At 64.2% G+C, this 24,285-nt stretch carries 24 protein-coding genes; 10 read left to right on the forward strand and 14 right to left on the reverse strand.

The window, feature by feature from the left end; translation table 11 throughout:
- Positions 1-4: 4 nt before the first annotated feature.
- A complete protein-coding gene (locus AADV58_RS16200; protein WP_341743704.1) occupies positions 5-2,176 on the reverse strand; it encodes a TonB-dependent receptor in 2,172 nt (723 codons plus the stop codon).
- Between the two features lie 174 nt (positions 2,177-2,350).
- Between AADV58_RS16200 and pepN the strand changes: the two genes are divergently transcribed.
- Positions 2,351-4,951 carry an aminopeptidase N gene (gene pepN, locus AADV58_RS16205; RefSeq protein WP_028994248.1) on the forward strand — a complete coding sequence of 867 codons (2,601 nt, stop codon included), beginning with the start codon at positions 2,351-2,353 and terminating at the stop codon, positions 4,949-4,951.
- A gap of 141 nt (positions 4,952-5,092) precedes the next feature.
- Positions 5,093-5,659, forward strand: a complete 567-nt coding sequence (locus AADV58_RS16210; RefSeq protein WP_081700100.1) for a response regulator — start codon at positions 5,093-5,095, stop codon at positions 5,657-5,659.
- Here the strand turns inward: AADV58_RS16210 and AADV58_RS16215 are convergent.
- Together AADV58_RS16215 and AADV58_RS16220 are read right to left on the reverse strand one after the other, a co-directional pair.
- Entirely contained in the window at positions 5,656-6,429 is a 774-nt protein-coding gene (locus AADV58_RS16215; protein WP_028994247.1) for a LytR/AlgR family response regulator transcription factor, read from the reverse strand. The two genes, AADV58_RS16210 and AADV58_RS16215, sit on opposite strands and share 4 nt — an antisense overlap.
- On the reverse strand, positions 6,408-7,418 hold the full coding sequence (locus tag AADV58_RS16220) for a sensor histidine kinase (RefSeq protein ID WP_245580503.1): 1,011 nt from the start codon (positions 7,416-7,418) through the stop codon (positions 6,408-6,410). Before AADV58_RS16220 ends, AADV58_RS16215 begins: the two co-directional genes overlap by 22 nt.
- A gap of 272 nt (positions 7,419-7,690) precedes the next feature.
- On the opposite strand from AADV58_RS16220, the gene AADV58_RS16225 reads away from it, so the two are divergent.
- The 7 genes from AADV58_RS16225 (at position 7,691) to argH (ending at position 15,383) form a co-directional block, all read left to right on the forward strand.
- The gene (locus AADV58_RS16225) at positions 7,691-8,371 is read left to right on the forward strand and encodes a phosphatase PAP2 family protein (protein ID WP_157272444.1); all 681 of its coding nucleotides are present in this window, start codon (positions 7,691-7,693) and stop codon (positions 8,369-8,371) included.
- Complete coding sequence (locus AADV58_RS16230) at positions 8,338-9,264, forward strand: lysylphosphatidylglycerol synthase domain-containing protein (protein ID WP_157272443.1); 927 nt, start codon at positions 8,338-8,340, stop codon at positions 9,262-9,264. Before AADV58_RS16225 ends, AADV58_RS16230 begins: the two co-directional genes overlap by 34 nt.
- Entirely contained in the window at positions 9,261-10,274 is a 1,014-nt protein-coding gene (locus tag AADV58_RS16235; protein WP_043420874.1) for a glycosyltransferase family 2 protein, read from the forward strand. The genes AADV58_RS16230 and AADV58_RS16235 overlap by 4 nt, the downstream gene beginning before the upstream one ends.
- On the forward strand, positions 10,271-11,806 hold the full coding sequence (locus AADV58_RS16240) for an ArnT family glycosyltransferase (RefSeq protein ID WP_051295281.1): 1,536 nt from the start codon (positions 10,271-10,273) through the stop codon (positions 11,804-11,806). The genes AADV58_RS16235 and AADV58_RS16240 overlap by 4 nt, the downstream gene beginning before the upstream one ends.
- Before the next feature lie 7 nt (positions 11,807-11,813).
- Complete coding sequence (locus AADV58_RS16245; protein WP_028994244.1) at positions 11,814-13,241, forward strand: glycosyltransferase family 39 protein; 1,428 nt, start codon at positions 11,814-11,816, stop codon at positions 13,239-13,241.
- A complete protein-coding gene (locus AADV58_RS16250; protein ID WP_051295280.1) occupies positions 13,222-13,914 on the forward strand; it encodes a phosphatase PAP2 family protein in 693 nt (230 codons plus the stop codon). Before AADV58_RS16245 ends, AADV58_RS16250 begins: the two co-directional genes overlap by 20 nt.
- 80 nt (positions 13,915-13,994) lie before the next feature.
- Positions 13,995-15,383: an argininosuccinate lyase gene (gene argH, locus AADV58_RS16255; RefSeq protein ID WP_341743705.1), complete on the forward strand. Its 1,389-nt coding sequence runs from the start codon at positions 13,995-13,997 to the stop codon at positions 15,381-15,383.
- Between the two features lie 24 nt (positions 15,384-15,407).
- Here the strand turns inward: argH and AADV58_RS16260 are convergent, their stop codons facing one another.
- From AADV58_RS16260 to AADV58_RS16295, 8 genes are all read right to left on the reverse strand, one after another.
- The gene (locus AADV58_RS16260) at positions 15,408-15,737 is read right to left on the reverse strand and encodes an ArsR/SmtB family transcription factor (protein ID WP_051295279.1); all 330 of its coding nucleotides are present in this window, start codon (positions 15,735-15,737) and stop codon (positions 15,408-15,410) included.
- Positions 15,738-15,770: 33 nt separating this feature from the next.
- Positions 15,771-16,715 carry a CysB family HTH-type transcriptional regulator gene (locus tag AADV58_RS16265; RefSeq protein ID WP_028994242.1) on the reverse strand — a complete coding sequence of 315 codons (945 nt, stop codon included), beginning with the start codon at positions 16,713-16,715 and terminating at the stop codon, positions 15,771-15,773.
- Complete coding sequence (locus AADV58_RS16270) at positions 16,712-17,791, reverse strand: sulfate/molybdate ABC transporter ATP-binding protein (RefSeq protein WP_028994241.1); 1,080 nt, start codon at positions 17,789-17,791, stop codon at positions 16,712-16,714. Before AADV58_RS16270 ends, AADV58_RS16265 begins: the two co-directional genes overlap by 4 nt.
- Positions 17,788-18,687: a sulfate ABC transporter permease subunit CysW gene (gene cysW / locus AADV58_RS16275; protein ID WP_341743706.1), complete on the reverse strand. Its 900-nt coding sequence runs from the start codon at positions 18,685-18,687 to the stop codon at positions 17,788-17,790. Before cysW ends, AADV58_RS16270 begins: the two co-directional genes overlap by 4 nt.
- On the reverse strand, positions 18,687-19,523 hold the full coding sequence (gene cysT, locus AADV58_RS16280) for a sulfate ABC transporter permease subunit CysT (protein WP_028994239.1): 837 nt from the start codon (positions 19,521-19,523) through the stop codon (positions 18,687-18,689). Before cysT ends, cysW begins: the two co-directional genes overlap by 1 nt.
- Entirely contained in the window at positions 19,523-19,654 is a 132-nt protein-coding gene (locus AADV58_RS16285) for a hypothetical protein (protein WP_281170378.1), read from the reverse strand. The genes cysT and AADV58_RS16285 overlap by 1 nt, the downstream gene beginning before the upstream one ends.
- 88 nt (positions 19,655-19,742) lie before the next feature.
- Complete coding sequence (locus AADV58_RS16290; RefSeq protein WP_341743707.1) at positions 19,743-20,339, reverse strand: alpha/beta hydrolase; 597 nt, start codon at positions 20,337-20,339, stop codon at positions 19,743-19,745.
- 3 nt (positions 20,340-20,342) lie between these two features.
- Positions 20,343-21,353, reverse strand: a complete 1,011-nt coding sequence (locus AADV58_RS16295) for a sulfate ABC transporter substrate-binding protein (protein ID WP_341743708.1) — start codon at positions 21,351-21,353, stop codon at positions 20,343-20,345.
- 161 nt (positions 21,354-21,514) lie between these two features.
- Here AADV58_RS16295 and AADV58_RS16300 point away from each other — a divergent pair, with 161 nt between their 5' ends.
- A complete protein-coding gene (locus AADV58_RS16300; protein WP_028994237.1) occupies positions 21,515-21,892 on the forward strand; it encodes an OsmC family protein in 378 nt (125 codons plus the stop codon).
- A gap of 65 nt (positions 21,893-21,957) precedes the next feature.
- Here AADV58_RS16300 and grxD read toward each other — a convergent pair whose 3' ends face one another.
- Genes grxD through prfA form a run of 3 tightly spaced genes read right to left on the reverse strand, consistent with a single transcriptional unit; the run spans position 21,958 to position 24,197 of the window.
- Positions 21,958-22,281 carry a Grx4 family monothiol glutaredoxin gene (gene grxD, locus AADV58_RS16305; RefSeq protein ID WP_028994236.1) on the reverse strand — a complete coding sequence of 108 codons (324 nt, stop codon included), beginning with the start codon at positions 22,279-22,281 and terminating at the stop codon, positions 21,958-21,960.
- 15 nt (positions 22,282-22,296) lie between these two features.
- A complete protein-coding gene (prmC, locus tag AADV58_RS16310) occupies positions 22,297-23,118 on the reverse strand; it encodes a peptide chain release factor N(5)-glutamine methyltransferase (RefSeq protein ID WP_028994235.1) in 822 nt (273 codons plus the stop codon).
- Complete coding sequence (gene prfA / locus AADV58_RS16315; protein ID WP_028994234.1) at positions 23,115-24,197, reverse strand: peptide chain release factor 1; 1,083 nt, start codon at positions 24,195-24,197, stop codon at positions 23,115-23,117. Before prfA ends, prmC begins: the two co-directional genes overlap by 4 nt.
- Positions 24,198-24,285: the final 88 nt, after the last annotated feature.

Consider the following 24,285-nt stretch of genomic DNA (forward strand, 5'->3'; position numbering starts at 1 on the left):
CGGCTCAGAAACTGGTCATGATCGACAGGTCGACCGTGCGCGGACGCCCCAAGTAAACCATGTTGGTCCCGGAGAAACTTTCGGCATAAATCTTGTCGGTCAGATTCTTGCCGCGCAAGACGATGCGCGTCCGGCGGTCGAACTGGTAACTGGCGTAGGCCCCGAGCAGGGTATAGGCTTCGCCGCTCAGGGTATTTGCCGAATCGGCATAACGCGCTGAGACATGACGCAGATCGCTGCCCAGTTCAAGCTTCGCCAGCGGGCGGTAGGTCAGCCACAGATTGCCGACCCGCTTAGGAACATTGCTCGGCCGGTTGCCGGCCCGCGAGACAGCCACACCGCCAACGGTTTCGTTGAACTCATCATATTGCGCATCGACCAGCGACAGGTTGCCGGCCACCTGCAAGGCAGGAACGATCCGGTAAGCAAGCGCCACTTCGATGCCGCGCGACGACTGCTGACCGACTGGAATTGTCGTTCCCGGATTGCTCGGATCGCTGACTGCGATATTGCGCCGGACGATGTCGTAGTACGCCACTGTGCCGTTACCCCGGCCGTCGGCAAAGGAAAATTTGCTGCCAATTTCCCATTGTTTGCCGGTGGTCAGATCGAAGTCGCGCACCTGGGTGAAGGTGGCGGTGGTCAGGATGCCGGACGGCGGATCGGCGGCCGTACTGTACTGCACATAGACATTGGCATTCGGCGTGACATCCCAGGCGAGCGCAATGCGCCCGGTGGTCGGGGTATAGCGACGAGCGAAAAATGCCGGATTGGTCGCCGTCACCGTGCGGTGGTTGGTCACTTCCAGATCGATGCGGTCATGCCGCAGCCCGGTCAGCAAGGAGAGCGCCGGGGTCAGCAAGGTACGGTTCTCGAGGAAGGCAGCCAGCGTCTTCACCCGGTTGCTGCGATCCGGATTGAAACCCGGCGTCACGCCCGGCAGGCTGAAGAAATTCTCGGTCGTGAAGTCATAGGGATCGACCGTGCCAAACGGCCCGGCGACCGACAACGGGAAACGCGTCTGTTTGTTGATGCTGTAATCGACACCGCCCGCCCAGGTCGTCGGTCGGCCACCCAGGCTATCCTGCCAGGTGAATTCGAAACGGTTGCCGCTCAGGGTCTGGTCGTGGCGCTGCAGCAGCGCATTCGAGCGAATGACGCCGGTGTTGGTGGCATTGAAGGCATAGGTTTCGACATTGCGATAGTCGCGCAAGGCGTCGTAATGGTAGATCGTGTTGCGCAGCTTGAGCCGCTCGCCCGCCTTGTATTCAAGGATCGAGCGCGCCCAACGCACGGTCTGCTCGTAGATGCCGTCGGCCGAGTTGTAATTCTTGAAGCGCGTTCCCTCGTCGATGCTGACACGGCTGCCGACCGGCTTGAGGATGGGCGTCCCCCAGTAGGGAGGATCCACTTTCTCGTTCTGGTATTCCAGCGCCAGGGTATGCGTCAGGGCCGGCGTCAGCCTGGCCAGCCAGGACGCTGCGACTTCACCGGCGTTGCGCTTGCTACCATCGCTCCAGCCATTAACGGCGCTGCGATTGACGTCGAGGCGCAGCGCCTGATTGTCGCCGATCCGGCGATTAGCGCCGACCGCCAACTGACGCGCGTCGAAGCGGCCGTAAGCGGCTTTCAGGTCGGTCAAATCACCCTCGGTACTGGCCAGGCGAGTCACGTAATTGATCGTGCCGCCCACCGCCCCGGCACCATGCAGAAAACCGGAAGCCCCGCCAACGGCCTCGACCCGGTCATAGATCCAGCTATCGACCGCCCGCCCGGCAATGGCGTCGTATTGCACGGTAATACTGTTGAACAACTGGGTCACGCTGGCGCCGCCAAAGCCACGATAGAACACCGCCCCCGGCGACCCCGGCGCCGAAGAAGAAGTGATGCCCGGCACGCTGTTCAGCGCCTCCTTGGTCGACTCAACGCCACGTCGCTCCAGGGTTTCGCGGTCCACCACCGTCACCGAAGCCGGCGTTTCACGAATGCTCAAGCCCAAGCGGCTGCCGGTCTGGTGTTGTCGCCCCAGATCGAGTGGATCGCCGAGTGCACTGTCGGTCACGGTCATCTCATCGAGAACGCTGTCGGCCGCCAGCGAGACCAGCGGAAAAGCCAGCAAGAACGCCAGCGACAAAGGTTTCAGGGCACCACGCCCGATCGATTCATGAATCCGCATCCGTTCCCCCGGAAAGACATCACCGACCAGACCTGCGGCCCACTACCACTGGCTGTCGGAAGGAGGCGGATGGTAGCCAGCCGGCACCCATTGGAGAATGTGACATATCGTCGCACCCCGGACACTGGCGTATCATCGGCCGCTTCGCCCCTGCCCAGCGCACCAGACCAGACAATGAAAACCGACACCCCGCAAACGATTTACCTGAAGGACTACACCCCGCCCGCCTGGCTGGTCGACACGGTCGACCTCGACGTTTCGATCGAAGCCGACGGCACCGTCGTCAGCGCCACGCAGACCTTGCGCCGCAATCCGGCGGTGGCCGACCAGCCGCTGGTCCTGGACGGCGAGGAGCTGGAGACGCTGGCGGTATCGGTCGATGGTCGTGAGCACCCCTACCTCGCCAGCGCCACTTCGCTGACCCTGAACGATCTGCCGGCGTCCTGCACGCTGCGCACCGTGGTGCGCATCCAGCCGGACAACAACACCCGCCTGTCCGGCATGTACCGGTCCAAGGACGGTTATTTCACGCAGTGCGAGGCGCAGGGTTTCCGCCGCATCACCTGGTTCATGGACCGGCCGGACGTGATGTCCACCTATACCGTGACCCTGCACGCCGACCGCGCGACCTTCCCGGTGCTGCTCGCCAACGGCAATCCGGTCGCCAGCGGCGACGAGGCCAATGGTCGCCACTGGGCGACCTGGGCCGACCCCTTCCGCAAACCGGCCTACCTGTTCGCGCTGGTCGCCGGCAAGCTCGACGTGCTGCGCGACACTTTCCGCACCGCCTCCGGGCGCGAGGTTCAACTCGCCATCTACGTCGAACCCGGCAAGCTCGACCAGTGCCCGCACGCGATGGCGGCGCTGAAAAAATCCATGAAGTGGGACGAGGAACGCTTCGGCCTCGAATGCGACCTCGACCACTACATGATCGTCGCCGTCGGCGACTTCAACATGGGCGCGATGGAGAACAAGGGCCTCAACATCTTCAACACGAAGTATGTGCTCGCTCGCCCGGATGTCGCCACCGACGTTGATTTCGAGAACATCGACCGGGTCGTCGCCCACGAGTATTTCCACAACTGGACCGGCAACCGCGTCACCTGCCGCGACTGGTTCCAGCTCTCGTTGAAGGAAGGTTTGACGGTATTCCGCGATCAGGAATTCGGCGCCGACCTGCACAACCGCCAGACTGCCCGCATCCGCGAGGTGCGCGGCCTGCGCGCCGCGCAGTTCCCCGAGGACGCCGGCCCGATGGCGCACCCGATCCGGCCCGAGAGCTTCGTCGAGATCAACAATTTTTACACCGCCACCGTCTATGAAAAGGGCGCCGAGGTCATCCGCATGATCCAGACGCTGATCGGCCGCGATGCCTTCCGCGCCGGCATGGACGAGTATTTTCGCCGCCACGACGGCCAGGCCGTGACCTGCGAGGATTTCGTCGCGGCGATGGCGGCGGCCAGCGGTTTCGACTTCACGCAATTCATGCGCTGGTACCGCCAGCCTGGCACGCCGCGCATTGCCGCCGACGGTTTCTGGGATGCCGACAGCGCCAGCTACACGCTGACCCTGAGCCAGTCCAACCCGCGCGCCAGCGACGACGCGCCCTACCTGATCCCGGTCCGGGTCGCGCTATTTGCTGCCGATGGCCGCTTGCTGCCGGGCAGCGAGCGCCTGCTGCAACTGAGCGCGAGCAGCCAGTCCTTCGTCTTCGAGAACGTTGCCGAAGAGCCGGTGCCGTCGCTATTGCGCGATTTCTCGGCGCCGGTCTACCTCGATTTCGACGATACGCCAGAGCAACTGACCGTACTCCTGGCGCATGAGAGCGACCCGTTCAACGCCTGGGAAGCCGGCCAGCGCCTGGCGACCCGGCTGATCCTGGCCGCCAGCACGGAAATCGCCGCCGGCCGCACACCGGTGTGGCCAGCGAGCTTCGTCGACGCCGCCCGCCAGTTGCTGCAGAGCCATGCCGAACGCGGTGCCGCTTTCGTCGCCGAAGCGCTCACCCTGCCCGGCGAAACGACGCTGGCCGAACTGATCAGCGTGGTCGATCCGGACGCCCTGCACGCCGCCCGCAACAGCCTGAGCCGCCATCTCGCCGAACAGCTCGAAAACGAGTTCGCCGGCCTCTACGCCAGCCTGACCGTCAGCGAAGCCTACACACCGAGCAGCGAACATGCCGGTCGCCGCGCGCTGCGCAACCTGTGCCTGTCCTACCTGGTCGAGTTCGACGGCGAGGCGGTGCGCGAACTGGCGTTCAAGCAGTTCCGGGAAGCCGACAACATGACCGACCAGTTCGCCGCGCTGGCGGCGCTGGCCAACATCAACGCCGCCGACTGCCGCCAGCGCGACAGCGCGCTGGCCGAGTTCTACGCCCGCTGGCAGGATGAAGCGCTGGTCGTCGACAAGTGGCTGCAGGTGCAATCGACCAGCCGCCGGCCGGACACCCTGGCCACGGTGAAGGCGCTGACCGCCCACCCGGCCTTCGACCTCGGCAACCCGAACAAGATCTACGCGCTGATCCGCGCCTTCGGCGCCAACCTGGTCCGCTTCAACGCTGCCGACGGCAGCGGCTACGCTTTCATGGCAGAACAGATTCTGGCGCTGCACGACCGCAACCCGCAGGTCGCCTCGCGGCTGGCGCGCTGCTTCGACCGCTGGAAGAAATTCGACGCCGGCCGGCAAGCGCATGCACAGGCCGCGCTGAGGCGCGTTCGCGACCATCAGGGCTTGTCGCGCGACGTGCTTGAGGTGGTTACCCGGGCACTGGGCTAAGGGATATCCACAAGAAAATTTGCTGGAAATTATTCCCTTGTCGTGATCAAATGCGAACAACATGACTCGCGCCCGGAGACAGCCGACATCGTCGCCGGAAAGAACGCCCGAAGACTCAGGTGACCAAGCGGAGAACAGCAGATGGGAATACTCGACCAGCTCAAGGCATTGTTCGGCCGTCCGGCGATGGTGCCGGCCAGTCAGCCACTGACGGCAGCCCCGGCGCCTGAACGACGGCTACAGCCGCGACTGAACGCCCGCGACGGCACGCGCGTACTGATCATCGACGACTCCAAGACGGTCCTGGCCGTGCTGCGCAAATTCCTGCGCTCGGCCGGCTACGAAACCATCGAATGCCTCGACGCCGAAACCGGCCTGGTCGCCCTACGCGAACAGAAGCCGGAACTGGTCTTCCTCGACATCATGCTGCCGGGCATGAACGGATTTGCCGCCCTGCGTGCCATCCGGCGCGACCCGCAAACCCGTGAGACGCCGGTGATCATGATGAGCGGCAACGAGCAGGCCATGGAGCAGTTTTTCGGCACCCGCATCGGTGCCGACGACTTCATGAAGAAACCCTTCTCGCGACACGAAGTCTTTTTCCATGTCGAACGCCTGCTCGATGAAGACGGCATTCCCCGACGGGCGGCACCGCGCACCGCAGCGCCGCACCTGCAGCCCGAAATCCGCGTCGTCCGGGCCGCCTAGGCCGTCAGTTCGGCACGGGCAGTCGCCCATTGCCGGCGGCTGACCGGCAGTTTTTCGGAAACGCCGCGCAGCAACGCCCAACCATAAGCCTCGGCATCGTCGCCGGCTGCCTTTTCGAACCCTGCCAGCGCCGGGCGCGCGACCAGCACGGCGCGGTGCAGGCGCAGGAAGCGTTCGGGAAACTCTTCCTCAAGGTGGGTCAACGATTCGTCGAGCAGGTATTCGCGCTCAACCGTCCGCGCCGTGACGTATTTCAGGTCGGCCTTGAAGTAGAGGACTTCAGCCACCGGAACCAGCAGCAGGCGCCCGCGCTCGTGGCAGGACAGGTGGGTCCGGCCGCCACCACGCACCACCTGACCGATGCCGGCAAACAGGGCGCTGTCCGGGCGTTGGCCGGCTACCTTCTGCAGCGCTGCCAGCAGCCGCTGGGCACGTACCGGCTTCATCAGGTAATCGACGGCATTGAGGTCGAAGGCCTGGACCGCATAGTTGTCGTATGCCGTGGTGAAGATCACCGCCGGCGGCCTGTCCAGCCGGCCGAGATGCGAGGCCAGTTCGATGCCGTCCATGCCCGGCATGCGGATGTCGCTGAGCACGACGTCAACTGCCGCCTGCTGCAGGAATTCCAAAGCCTGAACACCGTTGGCCGCTTCGCCGGCAACCTCGACCGGGCATTGCCCGGCAATGTCGCCAAGCAGGGTACGCAGACGCTCGCGCGCCGGCGGTTCATCATCGACCAGCAGGATTTTCAGCGGGGTTTGCGTTGGCATGGCAGGACGATACGGACTTCGTAGGAATTGTCGCCGGCTTCGGTTTCCAGGCGGGCTTCGAGATCGTAATACAAGGCAAGGCGTTCGCGGATATTGGCCAGGGCCATGTGGTTGCCGGCAGCATGCGTCGCCTGAGCAACGGTTGGATTGGCGATACGGACATGCAGTTCGTCGCCGCGCCGACGAATCTGCACACTGACCACGCCGCCGGTCGCCGACGGCTCGATGCCGTGATATACCGCGTTTTCCAGCAAGGGCTGCAGCATCAGCGGCGGGATCGGCAACCCCAGGAGGGTCTCGTCGACCTGCCATTCAGCCGACAGACGCTCGCCCAGACGCAGTTGCTCCAGCTCGAGATACTGCCGGCCAAGCGCAACTTCGTCGGCCAGGCTGACCAGTTCCGCCGGATCGCGCATCGCCGCCCGGAACAGGTCGGACAGCGACTCCAGCGCCGCCTCGGCCTGCTGCGGCTGCGCCCGGATCAGCGACAGCACGGCGTTCAGCGAATTGAACAGAAAATGCGGCCGGATGCGGGCATTCAGCGCCGCCAGCCGCGCCTCTGCCTGGGCCGGCGAAAAGGCCCGCGAGCGAAGCTCGAAATAGGCGAGCAGCAAGCCCGTCGTCGCCAGGGTCAGCAGGATGCTGCGGCTGACCGCCCCGTCAACCAGATTCAATGAGGCCGCGTAGGCGTGCATCGCCCCCGCCATGACCGCCGTCAATGCGAGCACGCAGGCCTGCCCGTGACGCAGGCGCAAGCGCCACAGGACGTCGCGCAGCAAGGACAAGATGCCGAGACAAAGCAGCAGCAAGGGCTCGACAATCGACGCCAGATCCATGAATCGCTCGCCCCAGGAGAGCAGGTCCGGCGCCTGAACCAGCGCCCCAAGCGCCGCCAGCACATTGACCCCGAGCAGCACGCGCAGCATGACCCCGAAGTTGCGCCAGTCGGGCAGCGGGTAAGTCGCCGGAAAGTGACGGATACGCTTCAAGGTTTGATCACGCCTCAGCAAAATTGAATCTGGCAGGATTTTACGGCTGCGTGCCAGCGCTCATGCGCCATCCTTGACAAGGATGGCGCCTCAACCTAGACTGCTTCCCCATTTAAATCAAGGCCTTTCCCGTGTCCGCGGACTTACCGCCCAATCGTCCAGCCACTCCCGCCCTTGCAAACGACACGACTGCAGCGACATATTTCTGGCTAGTCCGCATCCTACCACTTGCCATCGCCACGTTGCTCCTGGCCCTTGTTCATGGCAGCGACATGCCGGCCATGATGTCTGCATTCCAGCAATACACGCGAACCCTGCCAGACGCAGTCTGGGCCTCGCTGACGATGCTGGGCCACGGCAGCGTGCTGCTCGCACTCGTCGTACTGGCCTGGAAATACCGGCCCGACTGGATATTAGCCTGCGTCTGTGGCGGTATCGTCACCGGCGCCTTCAGCAACATTCTCAAAAATCTGATCGGCGGCCCCCGACCGGCAGCCGTCATGCCGGCGGACCAACTGCACGTCATCGGATCCCAGTTGCTCAACCACTCCTTTCCTTCAGGACACACTGCCACCGCCTTTCTTTTTGCCGGCATTGTCCTGATGTCTCGCCGCCCGCCGCCGCTGGCAGCTGTGGCAGTCCTGAGCCTGGCCATCCTGACTGGCCTGTCGCGCATCGCCGTTGGGGCACACTGGCCGATCGACACGATCGCTGGCGCCGCTGGCGGCTGGTTCTCGGCTGCCGTCGGCATCGCCTTCGCCAACAGGCTTCGCTGGCTGGACACTGCCCACGCCAGACTGGCAATCGCACTGTTGATCCTCGGTTCGTCCATCAGTCTGTTTTTCATATCAACCGGCTATCCCCTGGCGTTACCTGTGCAGTATTTCTGCGCATGCCTTGGCGTAATCGTCGCAGGTCAATGGGGGCTCAAAGAATGGTCAAGGCTGCGCTGATCCGCCATCTGCTGTCGCTGGCAATTGCCCTGCTGCTGCTGTGGTGGCTGACCCACAGCGACATGGTCGGGGTTGCCCTGAAGCAATTGACGACACTGCCGGCAAGCCTGCTGCTGACCTTGCTGGTCAGCCAGTCGCTGTCCTACCTGTGCCGCGCCGGCCGCTTGTTCAGCCAGTTGCAAGCACGCGTCCCGCTCGGAATCAGCGGTTACATGCGCCTTGTCCTGCTGCACAACCTGAGCATCAACGTCATTCCTTTCCGCGCCGGGGAGTTGTTCCTGCCGGCGGCGCTGAAACGTTACGGCCTGTCGGTACAGGAAGCGATTGCCACACTGTTCTGGCTGCGCATCCAGGATGCATTGGTTCTGGCCGCACTGGCAATCGCCCTCTGGCCGGCCATTCCCATGCCCCTGCGAATAATGGCCGGCATCGGCATGCTCGTCGCCATCTATCTTGGTCACGCCTACCTGCCTAGCTGGCGCCCCGGCAACCCGCGCCTGGCGCGACTGCTGGAGAAAATCCGCCCGGTCATCGATGCCTCCCCGGTCAGTTGGAGCTGGTGCATCGCCAACTGGTGCAGCAAGCTGCTGGGTCTGAGCATCGTCCTCGCCGCACTGGGCGGGTTCGCCCTCAGCGGCGGCGCCGCCGGCGCGCTCGGCGGGGAGCTTTCCGCGCTCTTGCCGATTCAGGGCGTAGCCGGTTTCGGCACCTACGAAGCGGGCGTTGCCTTCCTCGTCAATCTGGCTGAAGGACAGGGGCGACAAGCACTGGCGTCAGCCTTCGCGTTACACTGCCTGACCCTCTCCCTGGCCATCCTGGCCGGGACTTTGGCCTGGATATTCCTGCCCGGACATAAGCAATCGTCCTCACCCCACCCCGAGTCACCGTCATGAACATGCGCCCAACGCCTTCACACAGCCTTTCCATTGTCGTCCCGCTCTACAACGAAGAGGACTGCGTGGCGCCACTGGTTGCCCGCATGCACGAATGCCTGGGCAACTATCAGTATCCCTGGGAGCTGATCCTGGTTGACGACGGTAGCAGCGACCGGACAGTCGATGAAATCCGCAAGGCCGCCGGCATCTGGGGCAACCATGTCCACCTGCTCGAACTGGCACGAAACTTCAAGCAGACCGCGGCCATGCAGGCCGGCATCGATGCCGCTACCGGCGACATCATCGTCACGCTGGACGGGGATTTGCAGAATGATCCGATCGACATCCCGAAGATGGTCGACAAGCTGCTCAACGAAGATCTCGACCTGGTCTCCGGCTGGCGGGAAAAACGTCAGGACGGCTTGTGGCTGCGCAAGATCCCGTCGCGTATCGCCAACCGCCTGATCGGCCGGGTTACCGGCGTCCGCCTGCACGACTACGGCTGCAGCCTCAAGGTATTCCGGGCTGAAGTGGTCAAACGGATTCGCCTGTTCGGTGAAATGCACCGTTTCATTCCCGCCTGGCTGAGCACGGTCACCTCGCCCCGGCGCATCGCCGAAATGCCGGTCAGTCACCATCCGCGCACGCTGGGCCAGTCCAAGTACGGCATTTCCCGGACCTTCCGCGTCATCCTCGACTTGCTGGCAGTCTATTTCTACATGCGCTTCCGTGACCGCCCCGGACACTTCTTCGGCGGCGTCGGCCTGATGCTGTCGACCGCAGGCTCGGCGGTCATCGCCTACCTGTTCATCCTGAAACTGCTGGGCGAAAGCATCGGTACCCGCCCGCTGTTGCTGGTCGGCTTCTTCTCGCTGCTGGTCGGCGCCCAGTGCATCCTGACCGGTGTGCTGGCGGAGACGCTGTCGCGCATCTACTTCGCCAGCGACGCCGGGCGCTCCTACACCCTGCGCCGCTCGACCAAGCAGGAACACTCCCAATGGCACGCCCCCCAGGAGGAAAATAGGTGATCAGCAAGCAGCGTCTGGTCGACGCCCTGCCCATCATCCTGCCCTTCCTGGCGCTGCTTCCCTTTCTCGGCAACAGCCCGCTGTTCGATGTCGACGAAGGCGCCTTTTCCGCCGCCACCCAGGAAATGCTGGCTCGCGGCGATTACCTGTCCACCTGGCTCAATGGCTCGGCACGTTTCGACAAGCCGATCCTGATCTACTGGCTGCAAGCGCTCTCCGTCAGTCTGCTCGGCGCCAACGAATGGGGATTCCGCCTCCCCTCGGCCCTGGCTGCTGTCGGCTGGTGCATCGTCCTGGCGCGCTTTGCGCGTGAACATTTTGGCCGCGACGCCGCGCTCATGACCAGCCTGGTGGTGCTGACCTGCCTTGGCGTCCAGTTGATCGGCCGGGCCGCTACCGCCGACGCCCTGCTCAACCTGCTGCTGGCACTGGCGATGGTCGACCTGTGGCGGCATATCGAAGGCAAATCGCCCTGGGCTGCCCGTCGACTCGCGCTCTGGGTCGCGCTGGGTTTCCTGACCAAGGGCCCGATTGCCTTGCTGGTTCCCGGCGCAACCATGCTGCTGTGGACACTGTTCAGCCGGCAAACCGATGCCCTCGTGCGACTGCTGCGCTCGCCGGCCAACTGGTTGATCTTCCTGGCCGTTGCCTTGCCCTGGTACATCGCGGCCTACGCCATCCATGGCGATGCATTCATCCAGGGTTTCTTCATGCGGCACAACGTCCAGCGCTTCTCGACAACGCTGGAGGGACATAGCGGCAGCCTGTTCTATTACGTGCTGATCGTTCCCCTGCTGATCTTTCCCTGGCTCCCCTGGTTGTGGCAGGCATTGCGCCGGCTGCGCAACGACATCCGGCAACCCTTGCCTCGCTTCCTCTGGCTCTGGTGTGGCTTCGTCGTCGTCTTTTTCTCGCTCTCCGGCACCAAGCTGCCACACTATGCCCTGTATGGCTGCACCCCGCTTTTCGTGCTGCTGGCGGCCCGCCACGCCGATGTCAGCTCGCGCTGGGCGATCCTTCCCGGCCTGCTGCTGCTGGCCTTGTTTGCCGCCCTGCCGAGCATCCTTGGCCAGACCAGCGTCACCGACGGTTTTTACGCAGCCCAGCTCAGCCGGCTGCCTGAATTGCTGACCTGGCATTACGGGCTGTTTGCTGGCCTGCTGCTGTTGTTCGCCCTGCTCACACCGAAGCTCGCCGTCGCCGCTTGGCAGCGGGCCGGCATGGTCGCCCTGGGCAGCAGCCTGTTTCTTTCCGCCGCGCTGGCACCGCTGCTTGGCGAACTCCTGCAGGGACCGATCCGCAATGCCGGCGTGTTCGCCCGCACCTATCAGGAACCCGTCATCCAGTCGCAAACCCACTGGCCGAGCTTCAGCGTCTATCTGGGCCGACCGACCCCGGTACGTAACGCCGAGCCCGGTGAACTTGCCCTGACCCGAACCGATCGACTGCCCCCCGCAGGCGACTACGACACGCTGTACGCCGAAGGTGGCGTTGCCCTGATCCGTATCCATGCCACACCTGTCGCTCAATAAGCCCGGCATGGGCCACCGTCTCTGGCTGTCCGCGCTGCTGCTCGGCGGACTGCTGCTGGCCTGGCGAATCTGGGCGATCCACCTGTCGGGGATCACCCTGTACGTGGACGAAGCCCAGTACTGGGGATGGGCTCAGGCGCTGGACTGGGGCTATTTTTCCAAGCCCCCCGGCGTTGCCGTCCTGATTGCCGCCTCGACCGCCCTGTTCGGCGACGGTGTCATCGGCACCAAGCTGCTGGCCATGGCCTGCTATCCGCTGACCGCCTGGGTGGCCCTGCTGATCGCCCGCGAGGCCTACGATGAACAAACCGCCATTGCCTCAGGCCTGGCCGTCCTGACCCTGCCCATCTACGCCTGGCTGGGGCTGTTCGTATCCACCGATGCGCCGCTGGTGCTGCTCTGGTCAGCCGCCATCCTGCTCTATACCCGTGCCCTGACCCGGGGCGGCACCGGCAATTGGCTGCTGCTCGGCATTGTCTGCGGCCTGGGCCTGCTGACCAAGTACACGATGCTGGCCTGGCTGGGTTCGGCCATGCTGCATCTGCTGATCGTCGAGCGGCGGCGACTTCTGCAGCCCGCCCCCTGGCTGGCAGCCATGCTGGCCTGTGCTTTCCTGCTGCCCAACCTGATCTGGAACGCCGGCCACGACTTCCCCACCCTGCGGCATACGGCCGACATCACCCTGCAAAGGACTGCCGGCGGCTTGCTGCCCTTGCTCACCTTCCTCGGCGCCCAGTGGCTGGCCTTCGGCCCCCTCCTCGGCACCGCCTTTGCTCCCGCCCTGTTACCGCAGCCGGCCAGCGACAATCAACGCCGCTTGCGGGGTATCCTGATCTGCTTTGCCCTGCCGCTATGGCTGGTCGCCGCCGCGCAGGCAGCCGGCGGCAGCGCCAACGCCAACTGGGCCGCACCGGCCTTCGTTCCGGCCAGCATACTCGCCGTCGCCTGGCTGCTCGGGCGCGGCCACCGGCGCTGGCTGTTCATCGCCTTGAGCCTGAATCTGCTGCTTACGGCCACGCTGTACCACTGGCCGACGCTCAGCGCGAGCTTCTTCCCGCAGGTTGCCACGCCCTACAGCCGGGCGCTCGGCTGGGACAAGGTGGGCCAGCAACTGCGACCGATCGCTGCAGCCCATCCGGGAACGCCCTTGCTCGCCGAGGAGCGTACCCTGCTCGCCCATCTGCAGTACGAACTGCGCGACCAACCCCTGCGCGTCGCCAGCTGGAACCCCCAGGGGACACGCAACGACCACTATCAGCTGACTGCCAGCTTCACCCGGGGAGACGCCCTGATCCTGGTCCCGGACAAGGTGCCCGAACACATCGCCAGCCGCTTCGCCGCCACCCGTCATCTGGCCACGCTCGAAGCCGACACCGGCCCCCGCCGGAAACTACATTTCCAGGTCTACCTGCTGCATGACTTCCAGGGTTATTGAATTTCGCCTGCTGACGCTCCTCGCCGGACTGCTGACAGTCGTTTTCCTGGCCTGGCCGGAGATCGACCTGGCCACCAGCGCCCATTTCTATGCCGGGGAAGGTCGCTGGCTGTACACCAATGAAATGAGCTTGCCGGGAATCGCCTACGACTGGACGACCATCCTCGGCCGCCTCCTGATCGCCGGCGTGATCCTGACCCTGCTGGCTGGCAGATGGCTCCGCCGGATCGCCCCCAATGCCCGGCAGACCAGCATCTTCCTGCTGGTCGGCGCCCTGCTCGGCCCCGGCTTGCTGGTGGACGTCGGACTGAAGGGGCAACTCGGACGGGCACGACCGGTGCAGACGGATGTCTTCGGCGGCCAGGCCAGCTTCACGCCGGCTTTTGTGCCAAGCACGCAATGCAGCAGCAACTGCTCCTTCGTCAGCGGCCATGTCGCCACCGCCGCCTTCGTCATGGCCTTCGGCTGGCTGGGCAGCAGGCGCCAGCGACTGGCCTGGCTGGGAGGCAGCCTGCTGACGGCGGGCTACGTCGGCTGGGCACGCATTGCGGTCGGCGGCCACTATCTGTCGGACGCGATCTTTGCCTGGTTCGCGATCTATTTCGCACTGTGGTTCAGCGAGTGGTGCTTGAAACGCCTGGGCGTCCTGCCCCGGGGGACGCCGACCCCCTGACTGAAACTGCCGTATACTTGCCACCTTCTGGCGATTTCCCTGAAAGTCGCCGTCGATCTGCCCCAATCCAGACCCGAATCATGACTTCCAACGCCAATCAATACACCTGGGCCGGCCGCTTCTCCGAGCCAGTCTCCGATCTCGTCAAACGCTACACCGCTTCGGTCGATTTCGACCAGCGCATGTGGCGCCAGGACATCCGCGGTTCGCTGGCGCACGCCCGCATGCTCGCCAAACAGGGCATCATTGCCGCCGCCGACCTGGCCGACATCGAGCGCGGCATGGCCATCGTCACCGAAGAAATCGAATCGGGCAAGTTCGAATGGTCGCTCGACCTCGAAGACGTGCACCTCAATATTGAAAAGCGCCTCACCGCCCTCGTCGGCGACGCCGGCAAGCGCCTGCACACCGGCCGCTCGCGCAACGACCAGGTGGCCACCGACATCCGCCTCTACCTGCGCGACGCCATCGACGACATCCAGCTGCTGCTGAAGGCTTTCCGCGGCGCGCTGGTCGACCTCGCCGAGAAGGAAGCGGCGACGCCGATGCCCGGCTTCACCCACCTGCAGGTCGCCCAGCCGGTGACTTTCGGCCACCACATGCTGGCCTATTTCGAGATGTTCGGCCGCGACAGCGAGCGCTTCGCCGACTGCCGCAAGCGCGTTGCCCGCCTGCCGCTGGGCTCGGCTGCGCTGGCCGGCACCACCTACCCGATCGACCGTGAATTCGTCGCCGAACAACTCGGTTTCGAAGGTGTCTGCGAAAACTCGCTCGACGCTGTCTCGGATCGCGATTTCGCCATCGAATTCACCTCGGCCTGCGCGCTGCTGATGATGCACATCAGCCGCCTGTCGGAAGAACTGGTCATGTGGATGAGCCCGCGCGTCGGTTTCATCCAGATCGCCGACCGTTTCTGCACTGGCTCGTCGATCATGCCGCAGAAGAAGAACCCGGACGTGCCGGAACTGGCGCGTGGCAAGACCGGCCGCGTGTACGGCCAGCTGATGAGCCTGCTGACGCTGATGAAGTCGCAGCCGCTGGCCTACAACAAGGACAACCAGGAAGATAAAGAGCCGCTGTTCGACGCCGTCGACACGGTCACCGACACGCTGCGTATCTTCGCCGACATGGCCGGCGGCATCACGGTGCGCGCCGACAACATGAAGGCCGCGCTGACCCAGGGCTTCGCCACCGCCACCGACCTCGCCGACTATCTGACCAAGAAGGGCCTGCCCTTCCGCGATGCCCACGAAGCCGTCGGCCTGGCGGTCAAGGCCGCCGAGTTCAAGGGCGTCGACCTGCCGCAGCTGACGCTGGAAGAACTGCAGCAGTTCTCGCCGCTGATCGAGAACGACGTCTTCGCCGTACTGACGGTCGAAGGTTCGCTGGCTTCGCGCAACCACATCGGCGGCACCGCGCCGGACCAAGTGCGCGCCGCCGTGACCCGCGCCCGCGCACGTCTGGCCTGAAAAACCTGCGAGGGGAACCAGGCCTCAGGCCTCGCTTTCCCCGCTTTCCTGGCCGGTGGGAAAATCGCAACTGGCAACGCGGATGCTGACCGTGCGGCAGATGTCCATGAAATCCGGGTCGATGACGCGGTAGAAAATGCTGGTCCCGGCGCGCCGCTTGTCGATCACCTCAGCCTCGAACAGGATGCCGAGGTGACGCGAGATGTTCGGCTGGGACAAGCCGATGATGTCCACGATCTCGCCCACCGTGCGCTCCTGATTGCACAGGCTGGAAAGAATCCGTAAGCGCGTCGGATCGGAAAGCAGCCCGAAATACCTGGCCACCCGGTCGAAAACTGCCTGTGTTTCATCCATGAAACGCGTTGTATCCGGTCAATGAAGGCTCAATCATAAATCCTCTTCACGGCGCGCGCCCGGATCGCTGACCGCCCGCACCCTGGCCTCGTTCAGCGCCGGTGCGCACAACTCGATGAAGCGGTAGGCGAAACCGCGCAGGTAATGGCCGCGCCGGATCGCAATATGCGTGGTGTTCAAGGGGAAGAGGTGCTGGCAGTCGATCATCACCAGGCCTTCGTCGCGCTTGGGGTGAAAGGCCATCGAAGCGACGATGCCGATCCCCAGCTCCAGTTCGACATAGGTCTTGATCACGTCCGCATCAAGCGCCGACATGACGACATCCGGCACCAGCCCGGCCTCGGCAAAGACACGGTCGATGCCGGCCCGGCCGGTGAAGCCCTCGTGATAGGTGATCACCGGATACTCGGCAATCGCCTCCAGGCTGGGCCGGGCAGCCGTTAACAACGCGTGCCCGGCCGGCACGACCAGCGCATGGTGCCAGTGATAGAAATCGAAAGCCGCCAGTTCAGGATGCCCGGCGACAGCTTCGGTGGCGATGCCGATGTCGGCTTCACCCTCAAGCAGCAGGTCAACGATTTCCTGCGGGCTGCCCTGGTGCAATTTCAGATGCACGCGCGGAAAAGCCTTCTTGAACTCGGCGATCACCCGCGGCAAGGCGTACCGGGCCTGGGTGTGCGTTGCGGCGACGGTCAGCTGTCCAACGTCCCGCTGGCTGTACTGTTCGGCCAGCGTCTTGATGTTGCGCGCGTCGTGCAGCATGCGCTCGACCAGGACCAGCAGGTCCTTGCCCGGATCGGTCAGACCAAGCAGGCGTTTGCCCTTGCGCACGAACAACTCGACGCCGAGTTCGTCCTCGAGATCCTTGATGTGCTTGGAAACACCCGACTGCGACGTGAATAGCGCGTTGCCGACTTCGGTCAGGTTGAAGTTGCGGCGCACCGTCTCGCGGATGATGCGCAGTTGCTGGAAATTCATGCGGACGCTCCTTCGCGTTCGAATACCTTCAGGCGGGACGGGACCAACCGCACGGCCTGTCCATCCTTGAGCCCAAGTTCGCTGACCCGCTCGCGGGTCAGTTCAACCTCGAAATGCTGGCCACTCGAACCATTGATGCCATCCAGCTCGACCCGGGCGGTGACACCGAAGGCGAGCACACGGTTGATGCGCGCGGCGATGCCGGCGGTCGACGCCGGATCGGTGTCGATATCCAGTTCATGCGGCCGGGCAAAGGCAACCACCTCGGCACCGTGATCGAAATCGTGCGGCTCGTGCGGCAAGGTGTCGTCGCCGACGCGAACGGCTTCGCCTTCGACCCGACCGTGGAAGAAATTGACCGAGCCGAGGAAGCCATAGACGAAGGGCGTCGCCGGGTGGCGATAGACCTCTTCCGGGGTGCCGATCTGCTCGACCTTGCCGTGGTCCATCAACACGACGCGGTCGGCGACTTCGAGCGCCTCTTCCTGGTCGTGGGTGACGAAGATCGAGGTGATGTGCAGTTCGTCGTGCAGCTTGCGCAACCAGCGGCGCAGTTCCTTGCGCACCTTGGCGTCGAGCGCGCCGAACGGCTCGTCGAGCAGCAGCACGCGCGGTTCGACCGCCAGCGCCCGGGCCAGCGCGATGCGCTGACGCTGACCGCCGGACAGTTGCGACGGAAAGCGGTCGGCCAGCCAGTCGAGCTGGACGAGGTTGAGGAGCTCATGCACCTTGTCCTTGATCTTCGCTTCCGACGGCCGCTGGCCGCGCGGTTTCATGCGCATGCCGAAGGCGACGTTGTCGAACACGGTCATGTGCTTGAACAGGGCGTAGTGCTGGAAGACGAAGCCGACCTGGCGCTCCCGGACATGAGTGCTGGAAGCATCGTCGCCGTCGAGCAGGACCTGGCCGGAATCGGCCTGTTCCAGCCCGGCGATGATGCGCAGCAGCGTGGTCTTGCCGCAGCCCGAAGGCCCCAGCAGGGCGACCAGCTCGCCGGTCGGGAAGTCGAGGGTGATGTCGTCCAGCGCGGTGAAAGCGCCGAACTGCTTGTGAATGTTCTTGACCTGGATGCTCATGATGCGGATTCCTGGGTGTCTCGGTAGGAGCGGGCCGCCTGATGCTCGACCCAGTTCTTGATGACCAGCGTGACCAGTGCCAGCAAGGCCAGCAGCGAGGCCACGGCGAAGGCCGCCGAGAACATGTATTCGTTGTAGAGGATTTCGACGTGCAGCGGCAGCGTGTTGGTCTGCCCGCGGATGTGGCCGGAGACGACGCTGACCGCGCCGAACTCGCCCATCGCCCGGGCGTTGGTCAGGATCACGCCGTACATCAGGCCCCACTTGATGTTGGGCAGCGTGACGTACCAGAACACCTGCCAGCCTTTGGCACCGAGAACCACGGCCGCCTCTTCCTCTTCCTTGCCTTGCGCCTGCATCAGCGGGATCAGTTCGCGGGCGATGAAGGGAAAGGTGACGAAGACGCTGGCCAGCACGATGCCCGGCACGGCAAAGATGATCTTGATGTCGTTGTCGATCAGCCAGCTACCGAACCAGCCCTGGGCACCGAAGATCAGCACGAAGACCAGACCGGCGATGACCGGCGAGACCGAGAACGGCAGGTCGATCAGGGTGATCAGGAACTGCTTGCCGCGGAACTCGAACTTGGCGATCGCCCAGGCTGCCGCGACACCGAAGACCAGGTTGAGCGGCACCGAAACGGCCGCCGCCAGCAGGGTCAGCTTGATTGCCGACAAGGCATCCGGATCGACCAGCGCGGTGACGTAGGTTTCCCAGCCTTTACGGAAGGCTTCGACAAACACTGCGATCAACGGCATCAGCAGGAAGACGGTGAAGAAAGTCAGGGCAATGGCCAGGATGGTCCATTTGACCAGCGGTGTTTCGCTGGTCGCTGCCTTGTTCTCGAAGCGGGCAGCGTGATTGCCGCCCAGGTGCATGGTGGTTGCGCCGGCCATTACCGATCCCTCCCGGTGCGTTTGGCGGTCCAGGCCTGCAGGCCATTGATGATCAACAGCAGGATGAAGGAGAAGACGAGCATCACTGAGGCAATGGCCGTCGCCCCCTGGTAGTCGTACTGTTCGAGCTTGGTGATGATCATCAGCGGCGTGATTTCGGAGACGAAAGGCAGATTGCCGGCGATGAAGATGACCGAGCCGTACTCACCGACCGCGCGGGCAAAGGCCAGCGCGAAACCGGTCAGCAGCGCCGGCAGCAGGATCGGGAAGATGACGTGGCGGAAGGTCTGCCAGCGTTGCGCGCCGAGACTGGCGGCGGCTTCTTCGAGTTCGGTGTCGAGGTCTTCCAGGATCGGCTGCACGGTACGCACGACAAACGGCAGGCCGATGAAGACCAGCGCCACCAGCACGCCGAGCGGCGTGAAGGCGACCTTGATGCCGATCTCCTCCAGATACTGGCCGAGCCAGCCGTTCTTGGCATAGAGCGCGGTCAGCGCAATGCCGGCCACGGCGGTCGGCAGCGCGAACGGCAGATCGACCAGGGCATCGACGATCTTCTTGCCGGGAAAGCTGTAACGCACCAGCGCCCACGCCAGCATCAGGCCGAACACCGCGTTGATGGCTGCCGCCAGCAAGGAGGCGCCGAACGACAGCTTGTAGGTGGCGACGACCTGCGGCGCCGTAACCACCTCGACGAAGCGCGCCCAACCCATCCCGAAGGTCTTCAGGAAGACCGCCGACAGCGGGATCAGGATCAGCAGCGACAGGTAGCCCAGCGTGTAACCGAGCGTCAGATTGAAGCCCGGCAACACGCGGAAGGTTCTTGTTGCGGTCATTACTTCCTCGCGACGATCTGGTCATACAGGGCGCCGTCGGCAAAATGCGCCTTCTGCACCGCCGCCCAGCTGCCCAGCTTCTGCGTGAAGGTGACGCTGCTGACAGCCGGGTAGGTGTTGGATTGCGACATGGCAGGACTCCGGAAAGAAACGATGCGGCAGTGTAGGCACGAGGGCTTAGCAGCCAAACTAATAAAAATCGATTTTTATATTCGTTATTCAGCTAAACGAGGCCGCATCGAGCACTTCGCCGACCAGGAAACTGCCCTGGGCCGCCTGCATCGCACGCAGCATCGCCAGACCATCCGGCCAGGGGCCGAAACCGGAATCGACATTGATGTGACCGACCGCCCCCAGGCAGTGCAGCCGGCTGCCCCAGCGGTCGGCCCAGTAGGCGGCGCTGGCAAAGTTCATCCAGGGGTCGTTGGTGCTGGCGACGACCAGGCTCGGACAAGCCAGCCAGGTGTCATAGAGCCAGCGGGCGATGCTGCTTTCGTCGCGCTGACGGAAACCGGCTTCGGCAAAGCGCTCCGGATCGGCCGGCGCCACCAGCAAGGCGCCAGCCACCCGCTCCGGCCGGATCGATGCGGCAATCACACCGGCGAGGCAGCCGAAACTGTGGGCGACCAGCCAGACCGGGCCGTCGGCCCGGTCGATGGCATCGCCGACACGCCCGGCCCAGCGCCCGAGTTGCGGCGCCTGCCAGGCTATGCCTTCGACCCGCCGGGCTTCCGGCAATTGCCGCTCAAGCCAGCTCTGCCAGTGAGCAGGACCGCTGCCGAGATAGCCCGGCAGGATCAGGACGGGCTGTTTCATGATTCAGCGGCCGTAGATCTGGTCGAAGCTGCCGCCGTCGCTGAAATGCTTCTGCTGCGCCGCCTGCCAGCCACCGAGATCGTCGATGCGGATGAAATTGACCTTGGGAAAACGCGCCACATCGCGGGCATCGGCCAGTTCCGGCTTGATCGGACGGTAGTAGTGACGGGCCGCAAGTTTCTGCCCGACCGGCGAATACAGGTATTCGAGGTAAGCCCGAGCGACGGCTTCGGTCCCGCGCTTTCGCGCCACCGCATCGACCACTGCCACCGGCGGCTCGGCCAGGATGGAAATGGAGGGCACGACGATCTCGAACTTGTCCGGACCCAGTTCGTTGATCGACAGGAAGGCCTCGTTCTCCCAGGCCAGCAGCACGTCGCCCAGCCCGCGCTGGACGAAGGTGTTGGTCGCACCGCGGGCGGCCGGATCGAGGACCGGCACATTCTTCAGCAAGCGGCTGACGTAATCGCGTGCCGCCACCTCGCTGCCGCCCTTCTTCAGGGCATAGCCCCAAGCCGCCAGGTAGTTCCAGCGGGCGCCGCCGGAAGTCTTGGGATTGGGCGTGATCACCTGCACACCGGGCTTGACCAGGTCGTCCCAGTCCTTGATCCCCTTGGGGTTGCCCTTACGCACCAGGAAGACAATCGTCGACGCGTAGGGCGAGGCGTTGTGCGGCAGGCGCTTCTGCCAGTCGGCCGGCAGCTTGCCCGATTTTTCGGCAATCGCATCGATGTCGTAGGCCAGCGCCAGTGTCACCACATCGGCGTCGAGCCCGTCGATGACCGACCGCGCCTGCTTGCCGGAGCCACCGTGCGACTGCCTGACGGTGACCGACTGGCCGGTTTTCTCCTTCCAGTAACGCGAAAATTCGGGGTTGAAGGCCTGGTAGAGCTCGCGCGTCGGATCGTAGGAAACATTTAGCAGGCTCAATTCATTGCTCTGGGCAAACGACAGGGGCGCAACGGCAGCCAGGAGCAAGGCCAGCAACTGGCGACGGCTTGATTTGAAGATCATGGTTTTTTCCTCGGTTTGATTGGGGTCGAGGAAATGTACCCAGCGCCGCCGTCGCGACGAAGCGAGAAAAAATGCTGAGCTTATGAAGCGCTGCCAGTTGCCTCGCTGCATATTAGCGACTTAATATATAAGCACACATCAATAACCAAAGGCAGAACAGCATGTACAGCACCATCGTCGACAGCACCCCGCTGATCAAGGTCAGCACCGGCAAGCACGAAACCAGTTTCGCCCTCAACGGCAGCCTGATGAACCCGCTCGAAGGCTTCTACGCCACCCTGGCCGCCTGCGCCGCCGTCTATGCCAAAAAAGCGTGCAAGGAACTCGGCATCTCGGCCGAAGGCATCGCCATCGACTGCAAGCCCTTCGCCGGCCCCAAGGGTCCGCTGACGCTGGCCAAGTTCAAGACCGACGTGCGTTTCCCCGAGCATTTCAACGCCGAGCAGAAGGCCGCCATCCTCGACAGCATCGCTCATTGCGCGGTCAAGGAAGTGGTCATGGACGGCCCGAGCATCGAATTTCTGGTCGCCGAAGTCTGATTCCGGCAAACCTGGAATGACAAAGCCCGCCAATCGGCGGGCTTTGTCATTGGCGAAACGAAAACTCAGGGCTTGGCGATGTCGGCAAGCAGCGGTTGCAGTTCGCCGGACTGGTACATTTCCTTGACGATGTCGCAGCCGCCGATGAATTCGCCCTTGATGTAGAGCTGCGGAATGGTCGGCCAGTTGGCGTATTCCTTGACGCCCTGGCGGATTTCCTCGTCGGCGAGCACGTTGACCGTGACGAAGTCGGTGACGCCGCACAGCTTGAGCACCTGGACGACGGCGGCCGAGAAGCCGCACTGCGGGAAGCGCGCGTCGCCCTTCATGTAGAGGACGACCGGGTTGTTGGTGACGGTTTCGTGGATGCGTTGCTGAACGTCGGACATGCTGGCTCCAGAGGATTACAGTTGGCCGCCGGACACGCGATCGGTGCCGGCAAGGTCGGGATGGGTGAACGCCGCTTTGAACCCGGCGGCGGTCAATAAGTTCCGGCTGGCTTCGCCCTGGTCGTAACCATGTTCGAACAAGAGCCAGCCACCAGGCTTGAGGAAAGCGGGTGCGGCGGCGACGATGCGGCGGATGCAGGCCAGGCCGTTGCCGCCCGGTTCGAGATCGCTCAGGGCCATCTGCGGCTCGAAGGGGAGGCCGTCCCGGCGCAGGTGCGGATCGCCGTCGGCGACGTAGGGCGGGTTGGAGACGATCAGGTCGAAACGCTCGCCGGTCAGCGGCGCGAACCAGTCACCCAGGCGGAAATCGACAGCGGCACCGAGCCGGCCGGCGTTGTTGCGGGCAACGGAAATTGCCCCGGGCGACAGGTCGACCGCAACAATCCCGGTCTGCGGACATTCGAGCGCCAGCGAGATGGCGACGATGCCGGAGCCGGTGCCGAGATCGACGACACGCGCGGTTTTTTGCGTTTTCAGACGGTCGACCGCAAGATCGATCAAGACTTCGGTTTCCGGCCTCGGGATCAGCACCTCGGGCGAAACCTGGAACACCCGGCCGCGGAATTCGGCTTCGCCGACCAGATAGGCCAGCGGTTCGCCGGCGGCGCGCCGCTCGACCCACTCGGCGAACTGCGCATACGCCGGCGCGATCACCGGGGTTTCCGGACGCGCCAGCAGGTCGGCGTGGGTACAGCCGGTGGCGTATTCGAGCAGCAGGCGGGCGTCGAGCCGGTCGATCTTCTGCCGCGCCGCGGCCAGCGCCTCGCCCAGCGTCATTGCTGCTCGGCCAGTTCGGCCAGCAGGTCGGCCTGGTGTTCGGCAGCCAGTGCGCCGAGCAGTTCGTCCATGTCGCCGTCCATGATCGCGGCGATCTTGTACAGCGTCAGGTTGATGCGGTGATCGGTGATCCGCCCCTGCGGGAAGTTGTAGGTGCGGATGCGCTCGGAACGGTCGCCGGAGCCGATCAGGTTCTTGCGCGTGCTGGCGATGTGACTCTGCTGGGCGCGCACCTGCACGTCCTTGATCCGTGCCGCCAGCACCTTCATCGCCGACGCCTTGTTGGCGTGCTGCGAGCGGCCGTCCTGGCATTCGGCAACGATACCGGTCGGGATGTGGGTGATGCGCACCGCCGAGTCGGTCTTGTTGATGTGCTGGCCGCCGGCGCCGGACGCGCGGAAGGTGTCGATGCGCAGGTCGGCCGGGTTGAGGTTGACGTCCTCGACCTCGTCTGCTTCCGGCATGATCGCCACGGTGCAGGCTGAGGTATGGATGCGACCCTGGGTTTCGGTTTCCGGCACGCGCTGGACGCGGTGGCCGCCGGACTCGAACTTCAGGCGCGAATAGGCGCCGTAGCCGGCGATGCGGCAGATGATTTCGCGGTAGCCGCCGAGCTCCGACTCGCTCGCCGACAACACCTCGACCTGCCAGCGCTGGCGCTCGGCGTAGCGCGAATACATGCGGAAGAGGTCGCCGGCGAACAGCGCCGACTCGTCGCCGCCGGTGCCAGCGCGGATTTCCAGCAGCACGCTGCGCTCGTCGTTGGGGTCTTTCGGCAGCAGCAGTTTCTGCAGTTCGACTTCCAGCTCGGGCAGGCGCGCCTTGGCGGCGGCGATTTCTTCTTCGGCAAAATCGCGCATTTCCGGGTCGTCACGCATCGCCTCGGCCTCGGCGAGATCCTGCTCGGCCTGGCGGAAGGCGTTGAAATGAACGATCACCGGTTCGACCTCGGCGCGCTCGCGCGACAGCTTGCGGAACTGCTCCATGTCGCCGGCGGTTTCCGGTGCCGACAGCATGCGGTCGATCTCGTCGAGACGGTCGACCAGCAGATCGAGTTTTTGGCGGATGCTCGGTTTCATTGATGGGGCCGGGCCGGCGAAAGCGCTGGAAAGGGGCGTTATGGTACCCGAGTTCACCATCCCCCGGGAATCGACCGAGATTGCCTTG

Source organism: Azonexus hydrophilus (assembly GCF_038368255.1).
Lineage (GTDB): Bacteria > Pseudomonadota > Gammaproteobacteria > Burkholderiales > Rhodocyclaceae > Azonexus > Azonexus hydrophilus.